The sequence below is a fragment of the Bradyrhizobium daqingense genome, assembly GCF_021044685.1.
Taxonomy (GTDB): domain Bacteria; phylum Pseudomonadota; class Alphaproteobacteria; order Rhizobiales; family Xanthobacteraceae; genus Bradyrhizobium; species Bradyrhizobium daqingense.
In genome coordinates, this window is sequence record NZ_CP088014.1 from 4,531,865 (window position 1) to 4,544,248 (window position 12,384).

A 12,384-nucleotide genomic window follows, 5' to 3' on the forward strand; every position below is an offset into this window, starting at 1 on the left:
GGACTAGGAACGGATGGCGAGAAGCGTTGCGGCCAAGAAGAGCGTCAAACCGGCAAAACCACCTTACGTTCTCGACGAACAGGTCGGCTTCATCCTGCGGCAGGTCTGGCAGCGCCACAGCTCGATCTTCTCCCGCGACATCGGGACGAACCTCACGCCAACGCAATGGGCGGCACTGTCGAAGCTCGCCGAGGCCGGTGCGTGCTCGCAGAATCAGCTCGGCCGTCTCACCGCGATGGACGTTGCGACCATCAAGGGCGTGATCGACCGCCTGACCGCGCGCGGCCTGACCGAAACCAGCCAGGATCCCGAAGACGGCCGGCGGCTCCTCGTCAGCCTGACGCGCGCCGGTCAGCAGCTCGCCGAGAAGCTGGCGCCGAATGCGCTCGCGATCACCCGGGAGACGCTGGCACCGCTCGACGCGAAAGAGCGTGAACTGCTGATGGCGCTGTTGAACAAGCTCAGGTGAAGGAGCCCTGTCATTCCGGGGCGCGCATAGCGCGTGAGCCCGGAATCCAGAGGTTGTTGCGCGAGATTCCGGGTTCGCGCTAACGCGCGCCCCGGAATGACGGCAAGAGCCGTCACTTCGCGACCACCTCGGGCACCTTGCCGGCGGGCGGGGTGTTGCGGCTGCGCTGGGTACGCACGATGCCGTCGATGATGGTCATACCGATGCCGGGGAGGTCGCCGAGCTGGACGCTCTCCAGGATGTTCTTGCCCGGCGAGTGCTGCGCCTTGTCCATGATGACGAAGTCGGCGGAACGGCCGACCTCGATCAGGCCGCAATCGAGCTCGCGCATCCGGGCGGTGTTGCCGGTGGCGAGGCAGAAGGCGAGCTCGGCCGGCAGCTCGCCGAGCGAGGACAGCATCGACACCATGCGCAAAATGCCGAGCGGCTGCACGCCGGAGCCGGCGGGGGCATCAGTGCCGAGGATGACGCGGTGCAGGTCGCCCATCTCGCGCGCCGTGCGCAGCGTGAACAGGGCCGAGCGTTCGTTGCCGTTGTGCACGAGTTCGAGGCCGCGCTTGCAGCCCTCGCAGATGCAGCGGATCTGATCGTCGGGCAGGGCGGTATGGCCACCATTGATGTGGCCGACCACGTCGGTGTCGGCCTCCAGCACCACGTCCTTGTCGATCAGGCCGGAGCCCGGGATGGAGGGACCGCCGGTGTGGATCGTGCTCTGGATGCCGTATTTGCGGGCCCAGCCGACCATCTTCCGCGCGGTTGGGCCATCCTTGACGCCGCCGAGGCCAACTTCGCCGAGCAGCTTGACGCCGGCTGCGGCCAGCTCCTTGAAGTCCTCTTCGACCATTTCGCATTCGATCACGGGCGCGCCGGCATGAACCTTTACGCCGCCGGGGCGCAGATTCCAGAATGCGCGCTGGGCGAAGATCGCCATGGCTTTCAGGCCGACGACGTCGCGAGGGCGGCCGGGCATGTGCACTTCGCCGGCGGAGATCATGGTGGTGACGCCGCCATGCAGATTGCTGTCGATCCAGCCGATCTGGTTCTGACGGGGCGTCCAGTCGCCGGCAACAGGGTGAACATGGCTGTCGATCAGACCTGGCGCGACCGTGGTGCCGTTGGCCTCGACGATGGTGGTCGCACCCTCCGTGTTGAGATCCTTGAAGCGGCCGATGGCGGTGATCTTGCCGTTCTCGGCGACGATGGTGTCGCCATCCAGGATCGGCTTTTCCAGGGCGCCGGACAGGATCAGGCCGATATTCCGGATCACCAGCTTCGAGGGTCCGGTGGCCTGGGGTGCGTCATGCGCCATGGAGAAGGCTCCTTATTCCTAACTGCAACGCTTCCGATCTTGGGCAGCCTTGACCGCGGGATCAAGCCGGATTATTCATTAGTACACGAATGATCGTGTACAAACGACGCATAGCTGACCGCCTCGGAACCGCATTGGACGCGACAGGGAAGGTGTGATGAGCAATTTCAATCAGGAAAGCGTTTTGAGCGTCCACCATTGGACCGACACGCTGTTCTCCTTCAAGACCACCCGCAGCCCGACCTTCCGTTTCCGCAACGGTGAATTCACCATGATCGGGCTCAAGGTCGGCGAGAAGCCGCTGCTACGGGCCTACAGCGTCGCCAGCGCCAATTACGAGGACACGCTGGAGTTCTTCTCGATCAAGGTGCCCGACGGCCCGCTGACCTCGCGCCTCCGGCATTTGAAGGAAGGCGACGAGATCATCGTCAGCCGCAAGGCGACCGGCACGCTGGTGATCGACAATCTGGAAGAGGGGCGCAACCTCTACCTCATCGGCACCGGCACGGGTCTTGCGCCCTTCCTGAGCGTGATCAAGGACCCCGAAACCTACGAGCGCTTCGAGAAGGTGGTGCTTCTGCACGGCTGCCGGCACGTCAAGGAGCTCGCCTATGGCGAGATGATCACCGAGCATCTGCCGAAGGACGAGCTGCTCGGCGAGTACATCCAGAACCAGCTGATCTATTATCCGACCGTGACGCGCGATCCCTTCCGCAATCGCGGCCGCATCACCGACCTCATCACCTCCGGCAAGCTGTTCGCCGACATCGGTCTGCCGGGCATCGAAGCCGCCCATGACCGTGTCATGATCTGCGGCAGCCCCGCCCTGGTCGCGGACACCCGCGTGCTGCTGGGCGAGCGTGGTTTCGCCGAGGGCAATCACGGCGAGCCGGCCCAGTTCGTGGTCGAAAAGGCCTTCGCCGAGCGCTGAACGCGCAATTCTTGCCCAATAAGACCGTATTTTCGCCGCCGCCGGGGCGTTGCGGCGCCGATTCGGCGCTTGATACACTGTGGAAACGAATCAGCGGAGTTCCCACATGGTTGCGGACAGCGACAGCAACATCGCCTGGCACCGGGTCCAGTTGAAGAAGAACCGCGCCGAGTTGAAGGCGCTGGAGACCGCACGCTTCACGATGGGCGAGATCGCCTCGTCGAAGCGGACCGGCCAGACCCAGAAGACTGTCGCGGAACTCAAGCGCAAGATTGCCCAGTCCGAACGCGTGATCGCCGATCACGACAAGCGCACGCGTCGACCGCTTGCGACCGACCTGCAAAGCCTCAGCAATGGCAGCTGGAGCCATTGGGACGCCTACACGCAGCAGCGCAAGGCCGGCCAGCGCTCTCCGGGGCGCGGATAGGCGCCCCTGTCGAAGCGCTCGCTCCCCTTGCGCCAGCGGCGCCGCCCACCATCTGGTTGAGACGCCACCAACCACCTCGTGATGCCATGACAGTGCGCCTCGATTTCACCAGCGAGGCCTTTTACCGCGATCCGCCCAAGGCGATCGCGACGCTGCGCATGTCGGGCCCTTTGGTCGCGACGCGATTTCCGCTCATCGGCGACGTCTGGATCACCACGACGCATGATGCCACCGCGCAGGTCCTGAAGGACGGCGCGACCTTCACGTTGCGCAAGGAGGATGGCGACGTCGCCGGCCTGCGCTGGTGGATGCCGAGATACGTCAGGACCATTGCCAACAACATGCTGACGATGGACGAGCCTGACCATACCCGGCTGCGCAGCATCGTGGATGAGGCCTTTCGCCGGCGCGCAATCGTTGCGATGGAGCCGCGCATTCGCGCCATCGCCGACGGTCTCGCGGACGAGATCTTTGCGAACGGAAGCCCGGCCGACCTCGTCCAGCGCTACGCCCGCATCCTGCCGCTGGCAGTGATCTCCGAGCTCTTGGGCCTGCCGCTGGCCGACCGGCCGCGGTTCATCGCCTGGGCCAATTCGATGTCGTCGCTGACCAATGTCGTCAGCTTCTTCCGCCTGCTGTTCGCGTTCCGCAAGATGCGCGCCTATCTCGATAGGCAGCTGCAGCTCGCGCGCGAACGGGGCGGCGAGGGCCTGATCGCAGAGCTGGTCCAGGTCGAGCGCGAGGGCAGGCAGATCACGCCGGACGAAATGGTCTCGATGGTGTTTCTGCTGCTTGCGGCCGGCTCGGAGACGACCACGCACCTCATCAGCGGATCGGCTTACGAACTGCTCAGGAATCCGGGCCTGCGCGATTGGCTCGAACAGGATTGGAGCCGTGTCGGCCTCGCAGTCGAGGAGTTCCTGCGCTTCGTCTCGCCGGTGCAATTCTCCAAGCCGCGCTATGTGCGGCGGGATATCGAGGTCGAAGGCGTGCGCCTGAAGAAGGGCGATCGCGTCATAGTGATGCTCGCAGCGGCGAACATGGATCCGGCGATGCATGACCAGCCGGAGAGGCTCGATCTCGAACGCAAACCAAACCGCCACATGTCGTTCGGAACGGGAATCCATTTCTGCCTCGGCCATCAACTCGCGCGTATCGAGGCAGCCTGCGCGCTGGAAGCATTGTTCGTGCGGTGGCCGAAGCTTGGCTTGGCCGTCGATCCCGCCGAGGTCCGTTGGCGCAGGCGGCCCGGCCTGCGCGCGATCGCAAAGCTTCCCGTCGTGACCGAGGGCCGTGGAACACAGGCGATTGCGCGGAGCGAAGCCGGCATCGATCGTTCCCTCACGGCGGCGAGCTAAGATCGACGTCTCTTCGGAAAACATTGGCCGGGCCTGATCGATCAGGAACGGTGTGCCGTCCGTCCTGTTGTCACTGGCACATCGACGCGCGACGGGTTCCACAACTCTCGATGTCGCAGATCGATGTCTTAACGGGAGACGAGATCATGACCAGCAAGATGCCACCTGTTCCGCCGGACAATCAGAGCCGCAAGGGAACTGGCGACAGCAAGCAGATGTCCCCTGATCAGACACCGCACGGCCAGCAGCGTGCGCAGAATCCGGACCAGCAAGGACAGCAGGGCAACATCAAGCAGAACACGACCAATCAAGGCTATCAGCAGGATCGCTGAGGAGGGACGTGATGTCGACATCCACCAAGACACCCCACAGTATTCGTCAGGGCGGGCCCGGCGCTTCGCATGAGAATGCGAAGGCGCCGCTGGAGGTGAAGAAGCCGCCGGCCGACAATTCGCGGCGCAGCCACAGCCGTGTCTCGGGCGGCGGAGGCGAGCGCGATTCCCACCATGCGCACGATGAGGCGGGCAAGGGCGGAGGCAGGTGACGATTGGAGATACGAATGCAAGGCAAGAAGACACACGAGCAGCAGGTTCGCATTCTCGAGCGTAAGCCCGATGTCCCGGACGCGCGCGAGCTCGAGCGGGCCATCGGCCGCAATCCCGGGGACGACGCCGTCCATCGCGCCCACCCGGAGGCCCGGCAGAGCGAATTCCCGGTGAGCCGCGGCGGCCTCAATCAGGAGAGCGATCACAACAAGCACAACGATCCCGGCCAGCACGGCCACAAGCCGCCGAAACCGACGCCGGCGCAACAGAAGCACTAAGAGAGATCACTGCAAGAGAGGAGAAACCGATGCCAAGTGGGCATGGGAGCAAGACGCACTTCAGATCGGGCATGCACGGGAAGGGCGACGGCACCGGCGCAATGACCGACGTGCCGAAGGACATGATCGGAGACAACGTGGTCCTGTCCAATCGCGACAAGAAACAGCATTCGGACATCCGCGGCATGGACGGCAAGACGATCCAGACCGAGCAATATCAGGACCACGCAGCGAACCGGCTCGACGACAAGCCGGAGGCCGACGAGACCTGAGAAAGCGTTCCTCCCGACCAACTCGCGGACCGGTGTTCAGCCGGTCCGCTTTTTTGTGCCCGCAAGTTCGTGCTCCCAGCCGAACACCGAGCGGCCGTCGAGATCGGGCGAGGCGGCACGCTCGCCGGCAATATAGGCCTGGACCGACGGCCCTCGTGCAGTCCGCTCCAGCCGTCGTGCCTGATCGTCGAGCCGCTTGATCGCCTGCATCTCTTCGTCGCGCCCGAGCTTTGCGTTCTGGATCGCGCCCTTGAGCACGCGAATGGTCTCGTCATAGACCTTGATCGGAACGGGGTAGGGATGCCGGTCCTTGCCGCCATGGGCGAGTGAGAAGCGCGCAGGATCCTTGAAGCGATACGGCGCGCCGTGCACGACCTCGGCGACCATCGCGAGCGAGCGCACGGTGCGCGCGCCGACACCGGGCGTCAGCAGCAGCTCCGGGAAATCGACCGGGCCCCGCTCGGCCGCCGCGGCGAGGGTGCCGTGCAGGCGGCGCGCGAACACGTCCTTGGGCCTGACATCGTGATGCGCGGGCATGATCAGGTGCGGCAGCATCGCCTGCGCCGGCTCGGGCGCAGTGCCCGAGAGCCGTTCGAATTCAGTGAGGATGCGATCGGGGCCGAGTTCGCTCAGGAGTTCGAGTTGCGCCGTGCGGGAGACATCGGCGCGATGGTCGGTGAGGTTGACGATCTCCCCTTGCTCAGGGCCATCGATCGCACTGTGCGGTGCATCGACGAAACTCTTCAGCGCCTCGGAATGCCAGTGATAGCGGCGGGCCTGGCGCTTGTCGCCGTTCATGCCCTGCTGCACCACCGTCCACTTGCCGTCGGCGGTGACAAAGAAGCCATGCAGGTAGAGATCAAAACCGTCCTGCACCGCGGCGCTGTCCACCTTCGCCACCAGCCGGCTGGCGCGGGTCAATCTTGCGCCGTCGAAACCGACGCGGTCGCCGAGCTGCAACAGCTCGTCCGGCGTCTTGCGCGAATGCTGTCCGCGTCCGCCGCAGACATAGATGCCGAGCTCGTCCTGGAGCGGCCCGAGGCCACGCTTCAACGCGCCAATCACGGAGGTGGTGATCCCCGATGAGTGCCAGTCCATTCCCATCACGGCGCCAAACGATTGGAACCAGAACGGATGTGACAGGCGCTGCAGAAACGCGTCGCGGCCATAATTATGAACGATCGCCTGCGTGACGATCGCGCCGAGCGAGGCCATGCGGCTCGCAAGCCAGGGCGGAACCCGGCCGGTGTGGAGAGGAAGATCGGCGCTGCCGGTACGTCGAGTCATGAGCGCTGCAAACTAGCGCATTTCGGCAACGGTTGCATCAGGGGAATGCTGCATTGCACTGGACGGGGGAGCCAAGCTGACCCGGCAGGCGTTGAGCGGGCTACCCGAATGCACTGATGGGGACAGCGATGACTTGGCAGGCCCTCATGGCCGACATCGACGGGATGTTCGGCTGGATACCATCTTGGTTCGTCGGCCTCAGCCTGGTTGCCGGCGCGATCCTGCTGGCCCTTGCCATTTATCGCCTCGCCGCCTGGCTGCTCAATCGCGCCTTCGGAACGCGTCTCCCACTCTTGAGCGTGTTCATCGACAGGACCGCCGGTCCGGCACAACTCGCACTCTGCCTCGCCGCCGTCGCGCTGGTGCTGCCGCTCGCGCCGCTAAGTGACGCATTCCGCACGCCGCTGACGAGCCTTTTCGTGGTCGCCTTCATCGCGCTGATCGGCTGGATCTCGATCCGGATCGTCGACATGAGCGCAGCGCGCTATCTCCAGAACTTTCGTGACGTCACCGAGAATTTCGTGGCGCGCAAGCATGTGACGCAAGTCCGCGTGTTCAAGCGCGTCACTGACACCATCATCGTCATCATCACGGTGTCCACCGCGCTGATGACGTTCGACTCGGTCCGACAATATGGCGTCAGCCTGTTCGCCTCCGCCGGTGCCGCCGGTATCATCGTCGGTCTCGCCGCGCGACCGCTGCTGAGCAATCTGATCGCGGGCTTGCAGATCGCCATCACCCAGCCGATCCGCATCGAGGATGCCGTCATCATCGAGAACGAGTGGGGGTGGATCGAGGACATCGCTTCAACCTACGTGGTGATCCGGCTGTGGGACTGGCGCCGCATGGTGGTGCCGCTGTCCTACTTCATCGAAAAGCCGTTTCAGAACTGGACCCGCGATACCGCGTCTTTGATCGGCGTCATCGCGCTGCATGTCGATTACCGTGCCGACGTGGCGCGCATCCGTCGCTGGCTGGAAGGCGCCGTGAAGGAGTCGAAGCTGTGGGATGGCGAGGTGGTCAATCTCCAGGTGATCGACGCGGATGCGCGCACCATCGAGCTTCGCGCGCTTGTCAGCGCGCGCAACGCGCCGCAATCCTGGGACCTGCGCTGCGAGATTAGGGAAAAGCTCGTCGCCTTCATCCGCGACGAGATGCCGGATGCTTTGCCCCGCGAGCGCGCGATCCTGATTCCGTCGGGTGGCGATGATGCCGATTTCCCGCGGCGACCCGCGCCGCCTGAGGAAATGCGGGCGAGGGTCCACAACTGAGCAGCAAGGCCCGGGGCTTGCTTGTGCGACGCGGCGTCGGCTTCCTCGCGCTGTGGAGCCTCACTGCGCGCGAATGTTGGCTGCCTTCAGGACCGGCTCCCACTTCGTCGCTTCGGCGCGCATATAGGCGTCGAAGTCCTTGGACGAGGAGCCGAGCGGCGTTGCGCCGATCTTGCCGAGCGTCGACAGCACGTTTGAGTCTTGCAGTGCCGCCTTCAAATCGGTCTCGAGCTTGGCCACGATCTCCGGCGGCATTTTCGCCGGGCCAAGTACACCCCACCACACCGAGACGTCATAGCCGGGCACACCCGCTTCCGCGACGGTCGGCACGTTCGGCAGCGCCTTGGAGCGCTCGGCCGAGGTCACCGCGAGCGCGCGCACCGGGCCGCCTTCCAGCTGGCCGATGGCTTCGGCGAGCGGGTTGATGCTGAGTGGAATCTCGCCGGCAATCACCGCCGTCAGCGCCGGTGCGCCGCCCTTGTAGGGAATCGCGACGATCTTGGTGCCGGACATGTGTTTGAGCAGCTCACCGGCCAGGTGCGCCGAGGTGCCGTTGCCGGACATGCCGTAGGAGAGCTTCTCCGGCTCCTTCTTCGCCGCAGCCAGAAGGTCGCCGAGTGTCTTGTATGGACTGTCCTTGGCCACGACGATCGCGAGCGGTGAAGAGGCGACTTCGGTGATGGCGGTGAAATCCTTGAACGTGTCGTAGGGCACGCTCGGATAGATGAACTGGTTGAGCGGATGGCCGCTCGCGACCAGGATCAGCGTGTAGCCGTCGGGCGCGGCCTGCGTCAGCGTTTGCGAGGCGACGATGCCGCCGGCACCGGGGCGGTTGTCGATCACCGGCTGCTGGCCCCAGGACTTGGCCAAAGCCTGGCCCAGCGTGCGCGCGAGCACGTCGACGGCTCCGCCGGCGGCATAGGGGACCAGAATGTGGACCGGCTTGCTCGGATAATTTTCCGCAGCCTGCGCGGCGCTGTTCGCCAGCAACAGGCCGGCACTCAGCATCAAACCGATTGTCTTGTTCAAACCCAGCATTCCCAGCACTCCTTAAGGGCATTGCGCGCCTGCCGGTCGGTGTCCCGGCCGTTCCAACGCCAGCAGTTCTTGTTGACGAGACCTGATCTTTTGTACGATAGTACAAATCACATGGTACGCAAGCCCACCAGCAAGGAAACGGCCCGCAAGCCGAACATGCGCGAGGCGATCCTCGCCGCGGCCGAGGAGCTGTTCGCCACCAACGGATTCAACGCCGTATCGGTGCGCGACATCGCGCATGCTGCCGGCGCAAATCCTGGCAGCGTGACCTATCATTTCAAGACCAAGGACGGCCTGCTGCTGGAGATCTATCGGCGCCATTGCGGACCGATGAATTTGCGCCGCTCCGAGCTGCTCGCGGCCGCAAGGCGCGTGCGCGATCTTCAGGACCGGCTGGAAGCCGTGGTGCGGGCCTATGTGGTGCCGGCCTTCACCTCGGGCAGCGATCTCGCCGGCGGCGGGGCGCGCTTCACGCGCCTGCGCGCGGTGATGTCGGCGGAAGGCAACGAGGTCGCGCGAAAGATCATCGCGCAGACCTTTGACGACACCAGCCATGCCTTCATCGATGCGATCCACGAGAGCCTGCCGCACATTCCGCGCACCGACATCGTCTGGCGCAGTCACTTCCTGCTCGGCGCGCTCTATTATTCGCTGGTGACGCCGGAGCGCGTCTCGCGCCTGTCGCGCGGCGAGGCCGATGGCGGTGACGCAGCCAATGCCATCGAGCAATTGGTGCAGGCCACCGTTGCCGCGTTCCAGGCGCCGGCGCTGGATCAGGCCGCACCGGTGCGGCGGCGGCCGGTCGTCGGCAGCAAGTCTTAAGAGCAAGCGGCTCGCTTCGGCGGTTCACTGATGACGATGATGTATACGCCGAACATTCCGCCGCCCGACCCAAACACGCGCACGCCGAAATTCAGGCTGCCGAAGCTGGCGTGTGACGCGCATTGCCACATCTTCGGGCCCGGCGCGAAATACCCTTACGCACCCGACCGCTCCTACACGCCGCCGGATGCGCCGCTGGAAGATTTCCGCACGCTCCATGCCAAGCTCGGCATCGAGCGTGCCGTCATCGTCAATGCCAGCGTGCATGGCACCGACAATACGGTGGCGCTGGATGCCATCGCGCAGAGCAATGGTGCCTATCGCGCGGTTGCCAATATCGACGACACCATCACCGAGCGCGGGCTCCGCGTGCTGCACGATGGTGGCTTCCGCGGCTGCCGCTTCAATTTCGTCCGCCATCTCGGCGGGGTCCCCGATAAGCGCGTGTTCGACCGTGTCACCGCCATGGTCGCGCCGCTCGGCTGGCACATCGACCTGCATTTCGACGCGATCGACCTGCCTGACTATGCCGACATGCTGGCCAAGCTGCCGCTGAGCTACACCATCGACCATATGGGGCGGGTGAAGGCGTCCGATGGGCTCGACCAGCTTCCATTCAGGATACTGATCGAGCTGATGCAGCGCGACGAGAAATGCTGGGTCAAGATCTGCGGCTCGGAGCGGGTGTCATCGGCCGGGCCGCCGTTCACCGACGCAGTGCCGTTCGCGGGAAAGATCGTCGAGACCGCGCCGGATCGCGTCATCTGGGGCACCGATTGGCCGCATCCCAACGTCAAGGTGATGCCGAATGACGGCAACCTTGTCGATTTGATTCCGCTGTTCGCGCCGGAGCCGCAGCTCCAGCAAAAGATCCTGGTCGACAATCCCGCGCGCTTGTTCGGGTTCGAAGCGTAGCGGCATCCTTGCCGAGGAGCCGCAGGGACGCGGGCCAATACATACGAACGAAGGGAGTAACCCATGAAGACAGGTCTCGTGATCACCGCCCATCCCGGCGATTTCGTCTGGCGCGCCGGCGGCGCCATCGCGCTGCATGCGAAGAAGGGCTATCGCATGAAGATCGTCTGCCTGTCGTTCGGCGAGCGTGGCGAAAGCCAGTTCGCCTGGAAGGAGAAGGGAGCCACGCTAGAGTCGGTCAAGGCCGGACGCAAGGACGAGGCCGAACGGGCCGCGAAACTGCTAGGTGCCGAGATCGAGTTCTTCGATTGCGGCGACTATCCGCTGAAGCTCACCGAGGCGCATTTCGACCGCATGGTCGACATCTATCGCGAACTCAATCCGAGCTTCGTGCTGACGCACGCGCTGGAAGACCCCTATAATTTCGATCACCCGAACGCGGCGCATTTCGCCCAAGAGACACGCGTGGTCGCGCAAGCCATGGGCCACAAGCCGGGCGCCCAATACAAATATTCGGCGCCACCGGTGTTTCTGTTCGAGCCGCACCAGCCCGAGCAGTGCAATTACAAGCCGGACCTGCTCCTCAAGATCGACGAGGTCTGGAAGGAGAAATACGAGGCGTTCCAGATCCTCGCTGCACAGAAGCATTTGTGGGGCTATTACGAACGCGTCGCGCTCAACCGCGGCATCCAGGGCAGCCGCAACACCGGCGTCCCCATGACGTACGGCGAGGCCTATCAGCGCCTGTTCCCGACCGTTGCGGAGGAGTTCGCATGAGGCCGGTCGTCGTTCGCAACATCAGGCGTGCCGATCCCGCCGGCGTGGCGGAGTACGGCGTCTCCACCGTGCATGAAGCCTATGGTCGCATCGGCCTGATGAAGCCGTATCTGCGCCCGGTGTGGCCGGGCGCCGCGATTGCCGGGCCCGCCGTGACCGTGCTGGCGCAGCCCGGCGACAATTGGATGATCCATGTCGCGGTCGAGCAGTGCAGGAAAGGCGACATCCTCGTGGTCGGCTGCACCACCGACAACACCGACGGCATGTTCGGCGAATTACTCGCGACGTCGCTGCAGGCGCGCGGCGTGCAGGGGCTGATCATCGATGCCGGCTGCCGCGACGTCAAAGCGCTGCACGAGATGAAGTTTCCGGTGTGGTCACGCGCGGTTTCGGCCAAGGGCACGGTGAAAGCCACGCTCGGGTCGGTGAACGTCCCCGTGGTCTGCGCCGGCGTCAACGTCGAGCCCGGCGACATCGTCGTGGCCGATGATGACGGCGTCGTCGTGGTGCCGAAGCACCATGCGGCCGAGGTCGCCGAGAAGGCGAGGAAGCGCAACGCGGATGAGGGTGGCAAGCGCGCGCGCCTCGCCTCCGGCGAGCTCGGCCTCGACATGTACGGCATGCGCGAGGCGCTGGCGAAGGCCGGGCTGGTCTATGTCGACAATCCCGAGGATGTCTGAAGACG

Annotated in this window: 16 protein-coding genes; 13 read left to right on the plus strand and 3 right to left on the minus strand. The window is 64.6% G+C overall.

The window, feature by feature from the left end:
- Positions 1 to 13 precede the first annotated feature (13 nt).
- Positions 14 to 469 (plus strand): MarR family winged helix-turn-helix transcriptional regulator, encoded by a 456-nt coding sequence (locus LPJ38_RS21320; RefSeq protein WP_145640123.1) that lies wholly within the window; start codon positions 14 to 16, stop codon positions 467 to 469.
- Between the two features lie 112 nt (positions 470 to 581).
- On the opposite strand, the gene LPJ38_RS21325 is transcribed toward LPJ38_RS21320, so the two are convergent.
- Positions 582 to 1,778 (minus strand): amidohydrolase family protein, encoded by a 1,197-nt coding sequence (locus LPJ38_RS21325; protein WP_145640126.1) that lies wholly within the window; start codon positions 1,776 to 1,778, stop codon positions 582 to 584.
- Between the two features lie 157 nt (positions 1,779 to 1,935).
- Here LPJ38_RS21325 and LPJ38_RS21330 point away from each other — a divergent pair, with 157 nt between their 5' ends.
- The 7 genes from LPJ38_RS21330 to LPJ38_RS21360 all read left to right on the plus strand — a co-directional run bounded on the left by LPJ38_RS21330 (position 1,936) and on the right by LPJ38_RS21360 (position 5,589).
- The gene (locus LPJ38_RS21330; RefSeq protein WP_145640130.1) at positions 1,936 to 2,709 is read left to right on the plus strand and encodes a ferredoxin--NADP reductase; all 774 of its coding nucleotides are present in this window, start codon (positions 1,936 to 1,938) and stop codon (positions 2,707 to 2,709) included.
- Between the two features lie 106 nt (positions 2,710 to 2,815).
- Positions 2,816 to 3,136, plus strand: coding sequence for a hypothetical protein (locus LPJ38_RS21335; RefSeq protein ID WP_145640133.1), 321 nt, complete (start codon positions 2,816 to 2,818; stop codon positions 3,134 to 3,136).
- A gap of 86 nt (positions 3,137 to 3,222) precedes the next feature.
- The gene (locus LPJ38_RS21340) at positions 3,223 to 4,494 is read left to right on the plus strand and encodes a cytochrome P450 (RefSeq protein WP_145640136.1); all 1,272 of its coding nucleotides are present in this window, start codon (positions 3,223 to 3,225) and stop codon (positions 4,492 to 4,494) included.
- A 146-nt stretch (positions 4,495 to 4,640) separates the two neighbouring features.
- A complete protein-coding gene (locus LPJ38_RS21345) occupies positions 4,641 to 4,826 on the plus strand; it encodes a hypothetical protein (RefSeq protein ID WP_145640139.1) in 186 nt (61 codons plus the stop codon).
- Positions 4,827 to 4,837: 11 nt separating this feature from the next.
- Positions 4,838 to 5,038: a hypothetical protein gene (locus tag LPJ38_RS21350; protein ID WP_145640142.1), complete on the plus strand. Its 201-nt coding sequence runs from the start codon at positions 4,838 to 4,840 to the stop codon at positions 5,036 to 5,038.
- A 15-nt stretch (positions 5,039 to 5,053) separates the two neighbouring features.
- Entirely contained in the window at positions 5,054 to 5,317 is a 264-nt protein-coding gene (locus tag LPJ38_RS21355) for a hypothetical protein (RefSeq protein ID WP_145640145.1), read from the plus strand.
- A 29-nt stretch (positions 5,318 to 5,346) separates the two neighbouring features.
- Positions 5,347 to 5,589, plus strand: coding sequence for a hypothetical protein (locus LPJ38_RS21360; RefSeq protein WP_145640147.1), 243 nt, complete (start codon positions 5,347 to 5,349; stop codon positions 5,587 to 5,589).
- A 36-nt stretch (positions 5,590 to 5,625) separates the two neighbouring features.
- Here the strand turns inward: LPJ38_RS21360 and LPJ38_RS21365 are convergent, their stop codons facing one another.
- Positions 5,626 to 6,876 carry a DUF763 domain-containing protein gene (locus tag LPJ38_RS21365; protein ID WP_145640151.1) on the minus strand — a complete coding sequence of 417 codons (1,251 nt, stop codon included), beginning with the start codon at positions 6,874 to 6,876 and terminating at the stop codon, positions 5,626 to 5,628.
- A 128-nt stretch (positions 6,877 to 7,004) separates the two neighbouring features.
- Here LPJ38_RS21365 and LPJ38_RS21370 point away from each other — a divergent pair, with 128 nt between their 5' ends.
- On the plus strand, positions 7,005 to 8,147 hold the full coding sequence (locus LPJ38_RS21370; RefSeq protein WP_145640153.1) for a mechanosensitive ion channel family protein: 1,143 nt from the start codon (positions 7,005 to 7,007) through the stop codon (positions 8,145 to 8,147).
- Positions 8,148 to 8,207: 60 nt separating this feature from the next.
- On the opposite strand, the gene LPJ38_RS21375 is transcribed toward LPJ38_RS21370, so the two are convergent.
- Positions 8,208 to 9,185, minus strand: a complete 978-nt coding sequence (locus LPJ38_RS21375; RefSeq protein WP_145640155.1) for a tripartite tricarboxylate transporter substrate binding protein — start codon at positions 9,183 to 9,185, stop codon at positions 8,208 to 8,210.
- Positions 9,186 to 9,296: 111 nt separating this feature from the next.
- On the opposite strand from LPJ38_RS21375, the gene LPJ38_RS21380 reads away from it, so the two are divergent.
- The 4 genes from LPJ38_RS21380 to LPJ38_RS21395 all read left to right on the plus strand — a co-directional run bounded on the left by LPJ38_RS21380 (position 9,297) and on the right by LPJ38_RS21395 (position 12,379).
- Positions 9,297 to 10,007, plus strand: coding sequence for a TetR/AcrR family transcriptional regulator (locus tag LPJ38_RS21380; RefSeq protein WP_145640157.1), 711 nt, complete (start codon positions 9,297 to 9,299; stop codon positions 10,005 to 10,007).
- A gap of 30 nt (positions 10,008 to 10,037) precedes the next feature.
- Positions 10,038 to 10,922 carry an amidohydrolase family protein gene (locus LPJ38_RS21385; RefSeq protein ID WP_145640161.1) on the plus strand — a complete coding sequence of 295 codons (885 nt, stop codon included), beginning with the start codon at positions 10,038 to 10,040 and terminating at the stop codon, positions 10,920 to 10,922.
- Between the two features lie 63 nt (positions 10,923 to 10,985).
- Positions 10,986 to 11,699, plus strand: coding sequence for a PIG-L deacetylase family protein (locus tag LPJ38_RS21390; RefSeq protein ID WP_145640165.1), 714 nt, complete (start codon positions 10,986 to 10,988; stop codon positions 11,697 to 11,699).
- Positions 11,696 to 12,379: a 4-carboxy-4-hydroxy-2-oxoadipate aldolase/oxaloacetate decarboxylase gene (locus tag LPJ38_RS21395; protein ID WP_145640168.1), complete on the plus strand. Its 684-nt coding sequence runs from the start codon at positions 11,696 to 11,698 to the stop codon at positions 12,377 to 12,379. Before LPJ38_RS21390 ends, LPJ38_RS21395 begins: the two co-directional genes overlap by 4 nt.
- The last annotated feature ends 5 nt before the right edge of the window (positions 12,380 to 12,384 follow it).

Bases quoted from the DNA above. Each gene is read 5' to 3' on its own strand.
- LPJ38_RS21390 (WP_145640165.1), top strand. From the start codon at position 10,986: ATGAAGACAGGTCTCGTGATCACCGCCCATCCCGGCGATTTCGTCTGG.
- LPJ38_RS21340 (WP_145640136.1), top strand. From the start codon at position 3,223: ATGACAGTGCGCCTCGATTTCACCAGCGAGGCCTTTTACCGCGATCCG.
- LPJ38_RS21350 (WP_145640142.1), top strand. From the start codon at position 4,838: ATGTCGACATCCACCAAGACACCCCACAGTATTCGTCAGGGCGGGCCC.
- LPJ38_RS21325 (WP_145640126.1), bottom strand. From the start codon at position 1,778: ATGGCGCATGACGCACCCCAGGCCACCGGACCCTCGAAGCTGGTGATC.
- LPJ38_RS21330 (WP_145640130.1), top strand. From the start codon at position 1,936: ATGAGCAATTTCAATCAGGAAAGCGTTTTGAGCGTCCACCATTGGACC.
- LPJ38_RS21355 (WP_145640145.1), top strand. From the start codon at position 5,054: ATGCAAGGCAAGAAGACACACGAGCAGCAGGTTCGCATTCTCGAGCGT.
- LPJ38_RS21360 (WP_145640147.1), top strand. From the start codon at position 5,347: ATGCCAAGTGGGCATGGGAGCAAGACGCACTTCAGATCGGGCATGCAC.
- LPJ38_RS21370 (WP_145640153.1), top strand. From the start codon at position 7,005: ATGACTTGGCAGGCCCTCATGGCCGACATCGACGGGATGTTCGGCTGG.
- LPJ38_RS21320 (WP_145640123.1), top strand. From the start codon at position 14: ATGGCGAGAAGCGTTGCGGCCAAGAAGAGCGTCAAACCGGCAAAACCA.
- LPJ38_RS21385 (WP_145640161.1), top strand. From the start codon at position 10,038: ATGACGATGATGTATACGCCGAACATTCCGCCGCCCGACCCAAACACG.
- LPJ38_RS21375 (WP_145640155.1), bottom strand. From the start codon at position 9,185: ATGCTGGGTTTGAACAAGACAATCGGTTTGATGCTGAGTGCCGGCCTG.
- LPJ38_RS21395 (WP_145640168.1), top strand. From the start codon at position 11,696: ATGAGGCCGGTCGTCGTTCGCAACATCAGGCGTGCCGATCCCGCCGGC.
- LPJ38_RS21365 (WP_145640151.1), bottom strand. From the start codon at position 6,876: ATGACTCGACGTACCGGCAGCGCCGATCTTCCTCTCCACACCGGCCGG.
- LPJ38_RS21380 (WP_145640157.1), top strand. From the start codon at position 9,297: ATGGTACGCAAGCCCACCAGCAAGGAAACGGCCCGCAAGCCGAACATG.
- LPJ38_RS21335 (WP_145640133.1), top strand. From the start codon at position 2,816: ATGGTTGCGGACAGCGACAGCAACATCGCCTGGCACCGGGTCCAGTTG.
- LPJ38_RS21345 (WP_145640139.1), top strand. From the start codon at position 4,641: ATGACCAGCAAGATGCCACCTGTTCCGCCGGACAATCAGAGCCGCAAG.